Source organism: Roseovarius sp. A46, from assembly GCF_004126395.1.
GTDB classification, from domain to species: Bacteria; Pseudomonadota; Alphaproteobacteria; order Rhodobacterales; family Rhodobacteraceae; genus Roseovarius; species Roseovarius nitratireducens.
In genome coordinates this window covers 1-15,479 of the sequence record NZ_PVWS01000010.1, presented here as the reverse complement: position 1 = coordinate 15,479, position 15,479 = coordinate 1, and the positions used below count along the sequence as shown (strand labels likewise).

Annotated in this window: 14 protein-coding genes and 2 pseudogenes; 11 read left to right on the top strand and 5 right to left on the bottom strand. The window is 64.4% G+C overall.

Annotated elements, in window-relative coordinates; translation table 11 throughout:
* Positions 1–94: 94 nt before the first annotated feature.
* The 10 genes and pseudogenes from C6W92_RS07185 (at position 95) to C6W92_RS18140 (ending at position 10,104) form a co-directional block, all read left to right on the top strand.
* Complete coding sequence (locus tag C6W92_RS07185; RefSeq protein ID WP_129432326.1) at positions 95–979, top strand: LysR substrate-binding domain-containing protein; 885 nt, start codon at positions 95–97, stop codon at positions 977–979.
* A 93-nt stretch (positions 980–1,072) separates the two neighbouring features.
* Complete coding sequence (locus C6W92_RS07180; RefSeq protein WP_129432325.1) at positions 1,073–3,124, top strand: hydantoinase/oxoprolinase family protein; 2,052 nt, start codon at positions 1,073–1,075, stop codon at positions 3,122–3,124.
* 5 nt (positions 3,125–3,129) lie between these two features.
* A complete protein-coding gene (locus C6W92_RS07175) occupies positions 3,130–5,115 on the top strand; it encodes a hydantoinase B/oxoprolinase family protein (protein WP_129432324.1) in 1,986 nt (661 codons plus the stop codon).
* Positions 5,112–5,438, top strand: coding sequence for a (2Fe-2S)-binding protein (locus C6W92_RS07170; protein WP_129432323.1), 327 nt, complete (start codon positions 5,112–5,114; stop codon positions 5,436–5,438). The genes C6W92_RS07175 and C6W92_RS07170 overlap by 4 nt, the downstream gene beginning before the upstream one ends.
* On the top strand, positions 5,435–6,808 hold the full coding sequence (locus C6W92_RS07165; RefSeq protein WP_129432322.1) for an FAD/NAD(P)-binding oxidoreductase: 1,374 nt from the start codon (positions 5,435–5,437) through the stop codon (positions 6,806–6,808). The genes C6W92_RS07170 and C6W92_RS07165 overlap by 4 nt, the downstream gene beginning before the upstream one ends.
* A gap of 122 nt (positions 6,809–6,930) precedes the next feature.
* A complete protein-coding gene (locus C6W92_RS07160; RefSeq protein WP_129432321.1) occupies positions 6,931–8,394 on the top strand; it encodes an aldehyde dehydrogenase family protein in 1,464 nt (487 codons plus the stop codon).
* Positions 8,395–8,417: 23 nt separating this feature from the next.
* Complete coding sequence (locus C6W92_RS07155) at positions 8,418–9,464, top strand: tartrate dehydrogenase (RefSeq protein WP_129432320.1); 1,047 nt, start codon at positions 8,418–8,420, stop codon at positions 9,462–9,464.
* 3 nt (positions 9,465–9,467) lie between these two features.
* The gene (locus C6W92_RS18145; protein ID WP_277815890.1) at positions 9,468–9,590 is read left to right on the top strand and encodes a hypothetical protein; all 123 of its coding nucleotides are present in this window, start codon (positions 9,468–9,470) and stop codon (positions 9,588–9,590) included.
* Positions 9,565–9,954 (top strand): annotated as a pseudogene (locus C6W92_RS17955) (aldehyde dehydrogenase family protein). Before C6W92_RS18145 ends, C6W92_RS17955 begins: the two are co-directional and overlap by 26 nt.
* A 15-nt stretch (positions 9,955–9,969) precedes the next feature.
* The gene (locus C6W92_RS18140; RefSeq protein WP_129432317.1) at positions 9,970–10,104 is read left to right on the top strand and encodes a hypothetical protein; all 135 of its coding nucleotides are present in this window, start codon (positions 9,970–9,972) and stop codon (positions 10,102–10,104) included.
* A gap of 66 nt (positions 10,105–10,170) precedes the next feature.
* Here C6W92_RS18140 and C6W92_RS07135 read toward each other — a convergent pair whose 3' ends face one another.
* The 5 genes from C6W92_RS07135 to C6W92_RS07115 all read right to left on the bottom strand — a co-directional run bounded on the left by C6W92_RS07135 (position 10,171) and on the right by C6W92_RS07115 (position 15,253).
* Positions 10,171–11,469, bottom strand: a complete 1,299-nt coding sequence (locus tag C6W92_RS07135; RefSeq protein ID WP_164989187.1) for a branched-chain amino acid ABC transporter permease — start codon at positions 11,467–11,469, stop codon at positions 10,171–10,173.
* Positions 11,466–12,476: a branched-chain amino acid ABC transporter permease gene (locus tag C6W92_RS07130; protein ID WP_129432316.1), complete on the bottom strand. Its 1,011-nt coding sequence runs from the start codon at positions 12,474–12,476 to the stop codon at positions 11,466–11,468. The genes C6W92_RS07135 and C6W92_RS07130 overlap by 4 nt, the downstream gene beginning before the upstream one ends.
* Complete coding sequence (locus C6W92_RS07125) at positions 12,477–13,184, bottom strand: ABC transporter ATP-binding protein (protein ID WP_129432315.1); 708 nt, start codon at positions 13,182–13,184, stop codon at positions 12,477–12,479. It lies immediately after the preceding gene.
* Positions 13,181–13,963 carry an ABC transporter ATP-binding protein gene (locus C6W92_RS07120; RefSeq protein WP_104017843.1) on the bottom strand — a complete coding sequence of 261 codons (783 nt, stop codon included), beginning with the start codon at positions 13,961–13,963 and terminating at the stop codon, positions 13,181–13,183. Before C6W92_RS07120 ends, C6W92_RS07125 begins: the two co-directional genes overlap by 4 nt.
* A gap of 93 nt (positions 13,964–14,056) precedes the next feature.
* Positions 14,057–15,253: an ABC transporter substrate-binding protein gene (locus tag C6W92_RS07115; protein WP_129432314.1), complete on the bottom strand. Its 1,197-nt coding sequence runs from the start codon at positions 15,251–15,253 to the stop codon at positions 14,057–14,059.
* A 100-nt stretch (positions 15,254–15,353) separates the two neighbouring features.
* Here C6W92_RS07115 and C6W92_RS07110 point away from each other — a divergent pair.
* Positions 15,354–15,479, top strand: a pseudogene (locus tag C6W92_RS07110) (IS3 family transposase); the annotation flags it as partial.

The window sequence follows — 15,479 nt, the reverse complement described above, 5'->3', positions numbered from 1 at the left end:
ACAAAGGAATTTGAACCATCAGACCCTGCTAACCCGGTTGTGTCAAAGTCGGGAAACATGGCACCATATAAGCCTGACCTATGGGAGAAGCGGGATGCGCGCACGCCAACTGGAAGTCTTTACCGCTGTCATGCGGGCCGGAACCGTGACCGGGGCGGCACGGCTTCTCAACATATCGCAGCCCGCGCTCAGCCAGATTCTGATTCATACGGAGGCGCAACTTGGCTTTGCCCTCTTTGATCGCGAAAAGGGCAGGTTGCGCCCCACGCCCGAGGCTTTTGAGCTCTATCCAGAGGCTGAGCGCCTGTTTGCCGGTCTGGAAGGGCTACGCCGCAAGACTTCGGATCTGCGGCTTGGCCGAGCCGGGCTGGTGCGGATCGCGGCCTCGCCACCGCCTGGCATGTCCCTGCTGCCCCGCGCGCTCAGGACGTTCCGTACCGAGCATCCGGATGTCGTTTTGCGCACGCATGTCGCCCCTCTTGCCGCGATGGTGGACCTTCTGCGCACTGGTGATGCTTCCATGGCCCTTGCGCTCGATGACGACCTGCCCCCCGATATAGCCGTGGAACATATCGGCACTACGAGCTTTTGCTGCCTTTTGCCGGAGGGTCACGGGCTGACAGGCGCGCAAGAGGTGGGGTTCTCCGATCTGGAAGACGAGACGATCATATCCTATCGCAGCCAGACCCGACCGCATGACGAACTGGACATGGCCCAGCGCCGACGCGGCGGTATTTTTGCGCCGCAGATCGAGATTGACAGCTCGATATCGGCGGCCGGGTTCGTGCGCGCCGGGCTGGGCGTCGCCTTGGTCGATGCGCTTTTGCCCTGGGCGCAGTTTCCCGGCATCGTGGCGGTTCCGCTGAGGGATGCGCCTGGCTTGCCGGTGTCTCTCCTGACCGCACGTGACAAGACGTTGTCGCGCGCCGAAGAGGCCATGCGCAAACTGTTACATGCGACCCCGCTCGTCGAGACATAAGCCCACCTTATACACCGCTGTTCTATCCGTCTTGGACGTCGCGCGCCCGATCTGGTCGAGTTCCGGCAAAGGACCGGAAAGGATCGAAGAGAGATGGATGGCAACACCGCCCCTGCTGATTGGAAGATCGGTGTCGATATCGGCGGCACCTTCATGGATTTCTGCGCATTGGACACCCGTAGTGGCCGCATCGCGTCGCTCAAGGTGCTGACCACCCCCGATGATCCAGGGGCCGAATTGCTGACGGGGCTCGATCTGCTGGAAGAGCGTGAAGGGCTCGATCCGGGCGCTGTGACCCGGTTCGTGCATGGCACCACGGTGGGCATCAACACGATCCTGCAACGCAAGGGCGCGCGGCTGGCGCTCATCACCAATCAAGGCTTTGAGGACGTGATCGAGCTGGCGCGCCTGGGAATGCCTGAGATGTATTCGCTGTTCTGCCACCGGGCAGAGCCCTTGATCCCGCGTGACCGGGTCTTTGGTATCCCGGTGCGGCTGCGCGCGGACGGCAGCGAGCCGGTTGCCCCGACATCTGAGGCCGTCCGCGACGCTGTGAGACAGGCCCAAGAGGCCGGCGCCGATGGCATTGTCGTCACGTTTCTGCACAGTTGGCGCAACGGAGCGCAGGAGGCCACGGTAAAGGCGATGATCGAGGCCGAGGCGCCCGATCTGTTCGTCTTTACGTCCTCCGAGGTTTGGCCGGTGATCCGCGAATACGAGCGCAGTTCGACCGCGATTCTCAACGGTTATGTTCACCCCCGCGTGGCTGGTTACCTGTCCGCGCTCGAGGATCGTCTGGCCGGCCGGGGTGTGCCGGCGCGCGCCTTGCTGACCAAATCGAATGGCGGACTGATGAGCGCGCATCAAGGCCGCCGGGACTGTGTGTCGATGCTGCTTTCGGGCACGGCGTCGGGCGTGATGGGGGCAGCCTGGCTGGCGCGACAAGCCGGAGAGTCGCATGTTCTGACCCTTGATATCGGCGGGACCTCGGCCGATTTTGCACTCATCGTCGATGGTGAGGTGCAGTTCGGGACCGATGAGCGGATCGGCGACTTTCCATTGCATATCCCCTCGGTCTCGGTCAGTTCCATTGCCATCGGCGGCGGCTCGATCGCCAGCGTCGACAGCCACGGCGTGCTGCGCGTGGGGCCAGACTCGGCAGGCTCCAGTCCCGGACCGGCCTGCTATGGGCGCGGCGGCACGGCCCCCACGGTGACCGATGCGATGGCCGTCTGCGGCTGGCTTGGACAGGCTGAAATGGCCTATGGTCAACTCAGCATCGACCGCGATCTCGCCCGCGACGCGGTGGCCCGGATTGCCGGGCCGATGGGCCGCAGCGTGGAGGAAACCGCGCAGGCCATTCTCGACATCGCCGTGTCCGAACTGTTTGTGGAGGTGGAGAAACTGGGGTCTCGCGCGGGCGTCGACCTGCGTGATTATGCGCTCATGCCGTTTGGCGGCGGTGGCCCCATGCTGGGTGCCTTCCTCGCGCGTGAGCTTGGCATGACGCGCGTTCTGGCCCCTCGCAGACCTGGCGTTGTTTCGGCGCTCGGAGGGTTGGTCGCGGATATGCGGGGCGATTTCCTGCAAACGGTTTTCACCGATCTCGACGCCACCGCCCCCCGCCAACTTTGTGCTGCGCTCGCGGATTTGCAGAAAGAGGGAGATGCGTGGCTCAAGGCGCAAGGCCATGTTGGCGCGGCAGAGGTCCGGCTTTCGGCCGACATGCGCTATGCCGGTCAGAGCTATGAGATCGAGACCGCGCTCGAGCCGGATTGGCTCTCGGATCTCGCCCGGCTGGCGACGGCATTCCACGAGACGCACCGCCGGATATACGATTTCGACGACCCGGCGGGCGCAATCGAAATCGTGAACCTGCGGCTTTCGGCGATCGGCGTCACGCCCAAGCCGGACTTTGCCGAGGCGATCACGACGACCGCCCACGCCATGCCCGCCCGGCAAGTGCAGGTGCATCTTAACGGTGCGCGCCATATCCCGCTCTTCGAGCGTGCCGATCTCATGGCCGGCGCCACCTTCGACGGCCCCGCCGTGGTCTGTCAGGAGGATACCACGCTTGCCATTCCGGAGGGCGCGCGCGCCCACGTTGACAGGCATCTCAATATCCACCTCGAACTCGCGGAGTGAGCCCCATGTCTGACAAGATGACCCTTCAGGTGCTGGCCAACCATGCCCGTGCCGCTGCGGAAAACATGGCGCATACGCTGCATCGCACGGCGCATTCCGCCTTCGTCAAGGAGACACAGGATTTCACGGTGATGCTGATGGATCGCCACGGCGACACCTTTGCCGTGCCGATGGATCTGGGGGCCACATGGTATCCGGGCCTGAGCTACAGGCGGGCCATCGACATGGTCGAGGATTATAGCCCCGGCGACGTGGCTTTTACCAACGATCCCTATTCCGGCCATGTCGCCACGCATGCCCCGGATACCCATCTCTGGAAACCGGTCTTTCACGAAGGTGAGATCGTGGCATGGACCGGCGGGCATATACACAATACCGATATGGGCGGCGCGGTGCCTGCGTCCCTGTCGCGCTCGCTGACCGAAATTCATCAGGAAGGGGTGCGGTTTCCCCCTATGAAGCTGGTCAACGAGGGGGTCTTTGACGCGCAGATTCTGCGTATCATGGAAACCAATGTCCGCAAGCCCGCCCTGAACATCGGCGACATCAAGGCGCTGGTCGGCGCGCTGAACACCGGCGAACGCAAGGTCCACGCGATGCTGGCACGATTTGGCGGCCGCGGCTTCCTCTCCGGGGTTGCCGCGCTCAAGGATCAGGCCGAGGCGCAGGCACGCGAGATCCTGCGCGGCGTTCCCGATGGTGACTATGTGTTTGCCGATTACGCCGACGAAGACAGCGACTTTGCAAATCCCTGTCGGCTGCACTTGACCCTGCGCATTTGGGGCGACAGCGCCGAGCTGGATTTTACCGGGTCCGACCCGCAGCTTGGCTCATCTCTCAACGTACCTTCGGGGGGGGATCCGCGCCATACCATGCTGTTGGTCGGGGTTTACTATGTACTCTACACGCTCAATCCGCGGCTCTTGCTGAATACCGGGCTGACGCGGCCGTTCACCTGTATCGCGCCCGAGGGCACGGTGCTCAACCCGGTTGCGCCGGCGGCCGTGGGGATGCGGTCGCTGACCTGCGCGCGGCTGCGATCGGTGATTTTTGGTGCGTTCAGTCAGGCCATCCCCGAGCGGATGCCCGCTGCTCCCGCGGGAAACAACTGCATCGTGAATGTCATGACCCATGACGAGCGCAGCGGGCAAAAGGTCATCGCGGCGGTCAATCCGGTGGTCGGCGGCGGTGGCGGGATGCCGCATCGCGACGGCACCAACGGCTCGGGCGCGGATGCCGCCTATCTCAAGAACACGCCGATCGAGATTACCGAAACCGAGGTGCCGGTGGAGTTCGTCAAGTACGGTCTCGCACCCGACACAGGTGGGGCAGGACGCTGGCGCGGCGGGTTGGCAACGGAAATGGCCTTTCGCGTTTTCGCCCCTGACACGCGCATCACTGCCCGTAACCGCGACCGCTCGCGCTTTCGCCCCTGGGGTGTCTTGGGGGGGCGCGCGGCTGGACTGGCGGAAATGGTGGTCAATCCCGGCACACCGGATGCGCGACGCATGGGCAGTGCTGACACGGCTATTTTGCAGCCAGGTGACGTGCTTTCCATCCGTTCGGCAGGTGGGGGCGGACGCGGCGACCCGATGAGCCGCGAGACATGGCGTGTGGCGCAGGACGTGGCGCGCGGGCATGTTTCGGAAGAGGCCGCGCGCCGTGACTACGGCGTTGTCATGCAAGGTGGCGAGGTCGACGAGACCGCGACTGCTGCGTTGCGCGGCGAGGCGCACGGGCATGACGGGCATTTCCATTTCGGGCCGGAGCGTGACGCCTATGAGGCGCAATGGACCGATGCGGCCTATGCCCGTTTGACCGATATCCTGATGGCCCTGCCTGTGCATTGGCGGTTTTTCGTCAAGACAGAGGTCTTTCGCCGGATGGAGGCGCGCAAGGGTGCAGAGGGGGTGAACGCCGCCTACGCCGAAACCCGCAAGCGGTTTCCTGATATCCCACACCCTCGCGCCCATGCCGAGGCCGCGGAATGAGGGGCGGCGTCCCAAGTGCAGGCCGTGTAAGGCGGCTGGCCGAGACGGACCGCGCAGCGCTGGTCTTCCGCTTTGATGGGGTGGCATATTCAGGGCTGGACGGCGACACGGTGCTGACCGCCGTATTGGCTGCGTTACCTGATTTGCGCGCGGCGGAATTCGGACCCGAGCGGCGGGCGGGATTCTGCCTGATGGGGGCGTGCCAGGATTGCTGGCTGTGGCAGGAGAACGGTCCGCGCCTGCGGGCTTGTTCGACCCCGTTGCGCGCGGGGATGCGCCTGCGTTCATCCCCATCGGACGACTGGCCCGGAACCTTGCCATGACCCGCATTCTAGTCGTGGGCGCGGGCCCTGCGGGTATCCGCGCTACTGAGACGCTCGTTGCTGCCGGACTGTGCCCGACCGTCGTGGACGAAGGATCGCGGGCGGGGGGGCAGATTTATCGGCGCCCGCCCGAGGGATTTACCCGGCCGCCGAGCACGCTCTATGGTTCGGAGGCTGGCAAGGCCCGGCGATTGCACGACGTCTTTGACGGGTTCGTGCGGGACCGGAAGATCGCGTATCACCCTGCATGCAGCGTTCTGGGCCTGCATGACGGGGTCGCGCAGGTGCTGGGACCGACCGGTGTGATATCGCTGCCTTATGACAGATTGATCATTGCGACCGGGGCAACGGACCGGCTCGCCCCCGTACCCGGGTGGCAGATGGCGGGGGTCTACAGCTTGGGGGCCGCGCAGATCGCGCTCAAGGCGCAAGGGGTGGCACTCGGACGACGCATGGTTCTGGCGGGCTCCGGCCCGCTGCTGACGCTGGTTGCCGCGCAACTGATCGACGCGGGGGCCGAGGTGGCGGCGGTTCTGGATACCGCACCGTGGCGCGCGCAGGTCAGGGGTGGCGCGAGGATGGCGCTGGCTCGTCCTTTTTTTACGCTGCGCGGGCTGCGCATGCGCGCGCGTTTGGGGCGCCTCTACAAGGCTGGCGTCACGCTTGCCTCTATCGAGGGTGAGGGGACTGGCCCCCAAGCAATCAACTGGCGCGATGCGCGCGGTCGCATGCAGCGCACGGCCTGCGACACGGTGGCGCTCGGTTGGCACTTGCGGGCCGAGACGGCCCTCGCCGACCTCGCGGGGGCCTCGTTCGAATGGTCGGATACCTGGGAACAATGGCTTCCCCGAACGGACGCTGAGGGCCGTGCCGCGGACGGGTTGTATCTCGCGGGTGACGGGATGTCCCTGCTCGGGGCCGACGGCGCAGAAATCAGCGGGCGACTCGCGGCGCGCGCCTGCCTTGCCGATCTGGGATACCAGATGGACATGGGCGCCTACGCGCGCGACTTGCGGGGCGCGCGTCGCTTGAGCCGCTTTGCCAAAGGTGTCGCCGATGCCTTCCCATGGCCTGCGGACATGGTCCGTGCCTTGCCGGACGATGCAATCCTGTGCCGCTGTGAGGGCGTCACGGCCGGCGAACTTCGCGCGACCCTGCCTCTCTCCGGGTCTGAGGCGAACCGCGCCAAATCGCTCAGCCGTGTTGGTATGGGGCGCTGCCAGGGGCGCTATTGCCAGCTTGCCGGGGCGGAGGTGATGGCGGCGGCAACGGGGGTGCGCGCTGCACAGATGGGCCGGCTGCGGGTGCAGTCGCCCGCACGCCCGGCCCCACTCGCCGCGTTCGCGACACGCAGCGATAGCCAGGACTGAGTCGCACCATCTTCTGCGCCCGGACCTGGCACTTGCGGCGAAAAATGCTGCCAACCGGGAGCTTTCGGCAAATGCTTTCAGTCCAACCACGCCAAGTTGAAGGCGACAGACACGAGGTTCTCATGACATTCGCCTTCGATCCTTTTGGGTTGACCCTGCCGCCTGGTCATCACATCGGCGGTCAATATGTTTCCGCGACCGAGGACATCGCGGTCTCGGCCCCGTCCAATGGTGCATCACTGGGGGCGATCCCGCGCGCCAATGCGGCGATGGTTGACCGCGCGGTCGAGGCGGCTCGCACCGCCTTGCGGGCCTCCGGCTGGGGAATCGCGGCCCCGCGAGACAGGCTGCGCGCACTGCACCGCTGGGCCGATCTGATCGAGCAGGAGGCCGAGACGCTGGCGCGTCTGGAGGCTGTCTGTTCCTCGCGCCCGGTCGCCGAGGTGATGGCGGGAGATATCCCGGTCACCGCCGAACAGATTCGGTTCTTTGCGGAATTCGCGGACAAGGAATGCGATACGCTTGCGCCGACGGCGGAGGGGCATCTGGGCATGATCACCTCCGAGCCCCATGGTGTGGTGGGGGCTATTACGCCGTGGAACTTCCCTATTTCTATGGCCGGGTGGAAGCTGGGCCCGGCTCTAGCCGCAGGTAACGCGGTCGTTCTGAAGCCGTCGGAGATGACACCGTGGTCAGCGCTCTTCATGGCCGAACTCTCGGTGCGTGCGGGCCTTCCTGCAGGGCTGATCAATGTCGTTCTGGGGGACGGTCCGGGAACCGGGGCGGCGATCACCGGCCATCCCGGTATCGACAAGGTGTCGTTTACTGGATCGACCCGCGCCGGGGCCGCGATCATGGAGAATATCGCCCGCTGCGGGATCAAGCCGATGACGCTGGAGCTTGGTGGCAAGAGCCCGATGGTTGTTCTCGCCGATGCCGATCTCGACATTGCGGCGAACTGTCTTGAACGCGGCATCCTGCCGAATGCCGGGCAGTTTTGCGTTGCCGGATCGCGCATGATCGTGGCCCGCGAAATTGCCGACGATCTGGCAGAGCGCCTGACCGAGCGGTTCAACCGGCATGTTCCCGCGCCGACATGGGCCGAGCATCCCGGCTTCTGCCCTATCATTTCGGAGACGCAGCTCGCGCGGATCGACGGCATCGTGCACGCCGCCCGCGACCACGGGGCCGATATCCTTTGTGGCGGGACGCGCTTTGACACCGAAGGCAGCTATTACCGCCCGACACTCCTCGGTGGGGCGGCCATGGACAACCCCGCTGTTACCGACGAGATATTCGGCCCCGTCGCCACCTTTCAGACCTTCGAGAGCGAGGACGAGGCGATTGCGATGGCCGCGCACCCGAGCTACGGGCTCTGTGCCGGTCTGTTCACCGGCGACCTCACCCGCGCGCTTCGCCTGTCGCGAAGGATCGAGGCCGGCACCGTGTGGATCAATCGCTACGGTCGCTCTCGTGACCACATCCTGCCAACCGGCGGCTGGAAGGCCAGCGGGCTGGGCAAGGATCTGGGCCGCGAAGCCTATACCGCCAATCGCCGCACGAAATCCGTGCTGGCAACGCTTTGAACGGCCGCCTTGAGGGAATGAACATGACCAAGCACAAGATCGCCCTGATCCCGGGTGACGGGATCGGAACAGATGTGACGGATGCAACCATGAAGGTGCTGCACGCCGTGGCCGCCAACGCCGGCTTCACGCTGGAAACCGAGACCTTTCCATGGTCCTGCGCGCACTATCAAGAGACCGGCGCGATGATGCCCGAAGATGGCATCGAGACGCTGCGCGCGTTCGATGCGATTTATCTGGGCGCGGTCGGCTGGCCGGACACGGTGCCCGATGCCGTGTCCTTGCACGGGCTGCTGCTGCCGATCCGCAAGGCGTTCGACCAGTATGCCAATATCCGCCCGCACCGTCTTTTGCCGGGGGTGGAGGGGCCGCTGAAATCCGGCGAGTTTGACATCCTGTGCATCCGCGAGAACACCGAGGGCGAGTACGCTGGCGCGGGCGGTCGCGTACATCAGGGGCGTGACAATGAGGTGGCGGTCGAAACCTCGATCTTTACCCGCAAGGGTGTGGAGCGCATCCTGCGCTTCGGGTTCGAGCAGGCCCGCGCAAGACGCGGGCATCTGACCTCTGTCACCAAGTCGAACGCGCAGAAATACTCCATGGTCTTCTGGGACGAAATGACCCGCATCCTCGCCCCCGAATATCCCGATGTTACGGTCAGCCATATGCATATCGACGCCATGGCCGCCAGGATGGTGATGTTGCCCGATACACTCGATGTGGTCGTGGCCTCGAACCTGTTCGGGGACATCCTGACTGACCTTGGCGCGGCCATTCAGGGCGGGCTTGGCTTTGCCGCCTCGGCCAATATCTGCCCGGACCGCTCCGCACCGTCGATGTTCGAGCCGGTCCACGGCTCGGCCCCGGATATCGCGGGCCAGGGGATTGCCAATCCGATTGCGGCGATCTGGTCGGGTGCGATGATGTTGCATCATCTGGGCGAGACCACAGCTGCGGAAACGGTGGAGAGGGCACTCGCCGCGACCACCGGGCAGGGCATCGGCGTGCGACCCGGTAGCCACGGTACCGACGAGATCACCGGAGCGGTGATATCCGCAGTGAAAGGTTGACCGATGAAACTCTCCGATCCCGACCTGTTTCGCGAGGCTGCCCTGATTGACAGCAACTGGATCGCGCGACCCGACATGCAGGTGATCGACCCCGCAAGCGGTGCAGCGATGGGGAAGCATACCTGACATCACCGCCGAAGAGACAACGCGCGCCATCTCTGCCGCCGAGAGGGCGATGGTCGAATGGCGTGCCCGGACCCCTGCCGAGCGGGCCGACATTCTAATGCGCTGGCATGACCTCATGCAGGACAACACCTAAGATCTGGCGCGCATTCTGACAGCAGAACAGGGCAAACCTCTGGCCGAGGCGCGTGGCGAGGTGGCCTATGGCGCATCGTTCATCCGCTGGTTTGCCGAGGAGGCACGGCGCATCGACGGTGCGATCATTCCATCGCCGCTACCGGGCAAGAAGATCCTCGCGTGGAAAGAGCCCGTGGGGGCATCCATGATGAATTCGTTGCCGCGCTATCCAGACGAGTGGATGCGCTAACGGTCGGTCCGGGCGATGCGGCTCGCAAACGGCACCCCATTCGGCCTTGCCGCATATGACTACACCCGCGACCTGGCCCGGGCGTTCCGTGTGTGCGAGGCGCTGGAATTCGGCATTGGCGGCGCGATCGGTGATGATGTTCTTGCCTGACACCGGGCTTTGAGGCGAGATTGCAGGGCGGGCGGCCATGCCAGACTCCCGTCCGGCGATCCGGCGCTACCGTTCGGGTATCAAGCCCTTCGGTGCGAACCTCATGACGACAAGCAGGATCGCGCCCATCATCAGATAACGCATATACGCCGCTCCCTCGATCATGTGCTGCGCCAATCCCGAGTCCTTGCCCAGCGGCGTGGTCACCGTCGCCATGAACCAGTTGCCGAATGGCTCTGCCTCGACCCACAGGAACCAGATGATGAAACCGCCCAGGACGGCACCCCAGTTGTTCCCGGAACCGCCCAGAATCACCATCACCCAAATCAGGAAGGTGAACCGCAGCGGAATGTAGCTGGTCGGCGTGAGCTGGCCCTCGAGCGTTGTCAGCATCGCACCCGCAACGCCGCAGGTGAAGCAGCCGAGCACGAAGGTCTGCAGGTGGCGCGCCTTGACGTTCTTGCCCATGGCGGCGGCAGCGTCGCGGTTGTCGCGGATGGCGCGCATCATCCGCCCCCAGGGCGAGCGTAGCGCGCGTTCCGCGAACCACATGATGATCGCCAGCACGGCGATGAACAGCACCGCGTAGCACAGCTTGACAAAGAGGCTGGCGGCATCGGAGATATCCGCGGCGCCGAAGAAGTTGGTCAGCCCGATGAACCAGTCCTGCTCGATCAGATTGACCTCGTAGGGGACGGGGCGCGGGATGCCGGTGACGTTCTTCACGCCGCGCGACAGCCACTCCTCGTACTTGATGATGGCGATGATGATCTCGGCGATACCAAGCGTGGCGATCGCCAGGTAGTCGGCGCGTAGCCCCAGCGCAATGCGCCCGATGAACCAGCCCGCACCGGCCGCGACCAGGCCGCCGATCGGCCAGGCCAGCACCACCGGCAGCCCGGCGCCGCCGAGATACCCGCTCAGCGCGGGGTCGATCGACTCGATCGCGTCGGTCGCCGGATCGAAGAAATACCCGATGACGAAATAACCGACCACGAGTAGCACCAGCGTTACCGGCAGCTTTAGCACCGGCGGTACCGTGCGCCGCGCGAGGATGATTGCAGCCACCGTGCCGATCAGGCTCACAACCGACAGCGCGATGTCGCCGCCGGCAACGGCCCACGCCTCGGTGACCGGCGGCATGGAGATCAGCACCGCCGTCAGCCCGCCCAGCGCCGTGAAGCCCATGACGCCGACATTGAAGAGGCCCGCATAGCCCCACTGCATGTTGACGCCCAGTGCCATCACCGCGGAGATGACGCACAGATTGAAGATGCCGAAGGCGACGTTCCAGCTCTGGTAGAAGCCGATCGCGATCAGCACCAGGACCATGAGGCCGTACAGGAGCGCAACCCTCTTAGTCATATCACTTTCCCGCGGATGATGCCCGTCGGTCGGACCAACAGGACCGCGACGAGGATGATGAAGGAGACCGCGAACTTGTAGTCCGTCGACAACAGCTGGACGAGGCCGTCCGGTGCCCAGCCCGCCGGACCGAGATAGGCCAGGAACTTCTTGAAGGCGTAGGTCACCATCACCTCGGAGAAGGCGACGATGAAGGCGCCCAGGATCGCCCCGACCGGCTGACCGATACCGCCGAGAATGGTCGCGGCGAAGATCGGTAGCAGGATTTGCAGGAAGATGAACGGCTTGTAGGTCTTGTCCAGGCCGTAAAGCGTACCGGCAATGGCCGCGAGCGCGGCGGCGATAACCCAGGCGATCATGACCACGCGATCCGGATTGATACCGCAGAGCAACGCCAGATCCTCGTCGTCCGAATAGGCGCGCATTGCCTTGCCGGAGCGTGTTTTCTGCAAGAACCAGAACAGCCAGGCGACAACGACGGCGGCGACGACGACGGTGATCACCTGCGTCTGCTTGATGGCGATGCCCTCGTCGAGGCCGAGCAGTTCACGCGAGTCGAAAGCGCCGATGATGAACCGCTGGCCGTCGGCGAAACTCTGGTCGGCCGGCCCGATGATGATGCGGATCAGCCCGGCCAGCACGAACATCACGCCGACCGAGACAATGGCGAAGACGATCGGGTTGGAGCGCTGCCGGCGATAGAAGCGGAAGACCATGCGGTCCGTCAGCAGCGCGACTCCGATCGCCGCCAATATGCCTACCGGCAGAGCCAGGAGCGCGGTCGGGAAGGGGGCGATGCCTATCCCCATATCCTGAAGGAACCATGTCACCAGGATCGTGATCATGGTGCCGAACGACATCAGTTCGCCGTGCGAGAAGTTGGCGAACTTCAGGATTCCGAAGATGATGGTAACGCCGAGCGCCCCCAAGGCGAGCTGTGCGCCATAGGCCGTCGCCGGAACGACGACGAAGTTGGCGAACAGTGCGAGTGCGTTAAGGACCTCCATTCAACCCCCCAGAAAGGACCGGCGCACTTCTTCGTTGGCAAGAAGCGCTTCGCCTGTGTCGGTGAATCGGTTGCGGCCCTGGACCAGGACGAAGCCGTGGTCGGCGATCTCCAGTGCCTGGCGCGCGTTTTGCTCGACCATCAGGATGGCGACGCCGGTCTTGGCAATCTCCAGAATCTTGTCGAACAATTCATCCATCACGATCGGCGAGACGCCGGCTGTCGGTTCGTCGAGCATCAACAGATCCGGGCGCGTCATCAGCGCGCGGCCGACGGCCACCTGCTGGCGCTGCCCGCCTGAGAGTTCGCCTGCCGGCTGGTTGCGTTTCTCGGCCAGAATCGGGAACAGGCTGAAGACCTGCTCCTTCGTCTCCTCGATCTCGTCGTCCTCGCGGATGAATGCGCCCATTTCGAGGTTCTCCTCCACGGTCAGCGAGACGAAGACGTTGCGGTTCTGCGGCACGAAGGCCATTCCCTCGGAGACCCGGTCCTGCGGGGCGATGTTGGTGATGTCTTTGCCGTCCAGCGTGACGGTGCCCTCACGAAGGTCGAGCATGCCGAAGACGGCCTTCATCGCCGTCGACTTGCCAGCACCGTTCGGGCCGACGACGACGGCGATCTCGCCCTGTTCCACGGTGATGGTGCAGTCGTGGATAATGTCGGCACCGCCGTATCCGCCGGTCATGCCGGTCGCGCTCAGGAAACTCATGCCGGCGCCTTCCGCTCGTGCTTGCGGCCCGTGCCGAGATAGGCCTCGATGACCTCTTCGTTGTTCTTGACCTCCTCGATCGTGCCCTGGGTGAGGAGCTTGCCCTCGGCCATGACGATGACGGGGTCGCACAGGCGCGCGATGAAATCCATGTCGTGCTCGATCAGGCAGAATGTGTAGTCGCGCTCCTCGTTGAGGCGCTTGATCGAGGTGGCGATGGTGTTCAGCAGGGTGCGGTTCACGCCGGCGCCGACCTCGTCCAGGAACACGATCTTGGCGTCCACCATCATGGTGCGGCCCAGCTCCAGCAGCTTCTTCTGGCCGCCCGAGAGATTGCCGGCGAGTTCGTCCTTCAGGTGGTCGATCTGCAGGAATTCCATCACCTCCAGCGCCCGCTCGAGGTTCTTCGCCTCGATCTCCTTGACCCGACCGAAATTGAACCAGCTGTGGCGCAGTTGCTCGCCTGGCTGGTCGCCGGGGACGACCATCAGGTTTTCCAGCACGGTGAGCGTCGAGAACTCATGCGCGATCTGGAAAGTGCGCAGAAGGCCCTTGTGGAAAAGCTCGTGCGGCTCCAGGCCGGTCACGTCCTCGCCATCCAGATAGATAGCGCCGGAGGACGGCGGGAAGGCGCCCGCGATGATGTTGAACAGCGTCGTCTTGCCGGCGCCGTTGGGGCCGATCAGTCCCGTGATCGAGCCCTTCTCGATCGACAGCGAGACACCGTCGACTGCGCGAATGCCGCCGAAATTCTTGGCGACGCTTTCGACCGTTATCATTCAATCAATCCCGGTTTCCGGTAAAGAAGGAACGGCGAGGGATCGAGCTCCCTAGCCGTTCCTGTGAAGGCAGGCCGTCGCCCGGCGATGCCCTTAGTGGTACATCACCGTTTCGAACTTGCCGCCCTTGACCTCCGTCTCGCGGAAGCTGCCTGCGGACTCGCCCGGCTCGATCAGCTCCAGCGCGGTGCCGCCGACATAGTCGATCTCACCGCCCTCGGCCAGAATCTTCAGGCCCTTGGCAAGCTCACCCGGGAATATCTTCTCGCCCGGGGCGTTGGCGACGTCGAACACCTTGTCTTTGTAGACGGCGCTGTCGGTCGAATCGGCGGCCTGCATGGCGAGCAGCATAATCGCCGAGGCGTCGTAGGCCTCCGGCACGTATGGGTCGTCGCCCTTGAAGTCCTTGCCCTCGGCCAGTTCGGCCAACATCGAGGCGCCCGGGCTGTCGGTGCCCGGATTGGTGCCGATGGAACCGTCCAGCGCGTCGCCGAAGTGATTGGTTAGCGCCTCGCCGACCATGCCATCCGGTAGCACGAACTTGCTGAAGGCGCCGGTATCGAGGGCGGCCTGGATCATGCCCTTGCCGCCCTGGTCGAGGTAACCGGCCACGATCAGCACTTCGCCGCCGGCTGACGCCAGCGTGCCGATCTCGGCCGAGTAGTCGGCCTTGCCGTCCTCGTGCGCCGCGACGGCGGTGATTTCACCGCCCGTGGCTTCATAGGCCGCCTGGATCGCATCGGCGAGACCCTTGCCGTAGTCGTTGTTTGTGTAGGTCAGCGCGGCGGAACCGATTCCGCGACGCTCCAGTATGTCGGCGATGATCTGGCCCTGACGCGCGTCTGACGGGGCCGTGCGGAAGAAATAGCCGCCGTCTTCGATCGTCGACAGCGCCGGCGAAGTCGCCGACGGTGAGATCATGACGATGCCGTTCGCGCGCACGACGTTGTTGAGCACCGCCGTGGTGGCACCGGAGCAGGTCGCCCCGTTGATGCCGTGGACGTTCTCGGACGTCACCAGGCGCTCGGCCGCGGCCGTGGCGGCACCGGCGTCGATGCAGGTGCTGTCGCCGCGGACCGAGACGACCTCGCGGCCGCCGAGGAACACGCCGCTGTCCGACACTTCCTTGATCGCCATTTCGCCGCCCAGCGCCATCGGTTTGACGAGTGACTCTGTCGGGCCGGTGAAGCCCTGCATCATGCCGATCTTGACCGGATCCTGCGCCAAGGCGCCCGTCGCGACGACCGTCGAGAACGCGGCCGACAGGAGGATGGCAGAGAGTTGTTTCATGGATAGCCCTTCCCTGTGTTGATGGGTTCGTTGTTCTTTTACTGCGCAGTATACATATCAAGAATGATGTTTCCACCCATCATAACTGATGTTCCCCAGATGGCTCGCGGACCTGACCTACATCCGGACCGGCGAAGGCTGGCTCTTTCTTGCGGCGCTGATCGACATGCACACCCGCAAGGTCATGGGCTGGAGCATGCGCGAGACCCTTCATGCCTCGATCGCA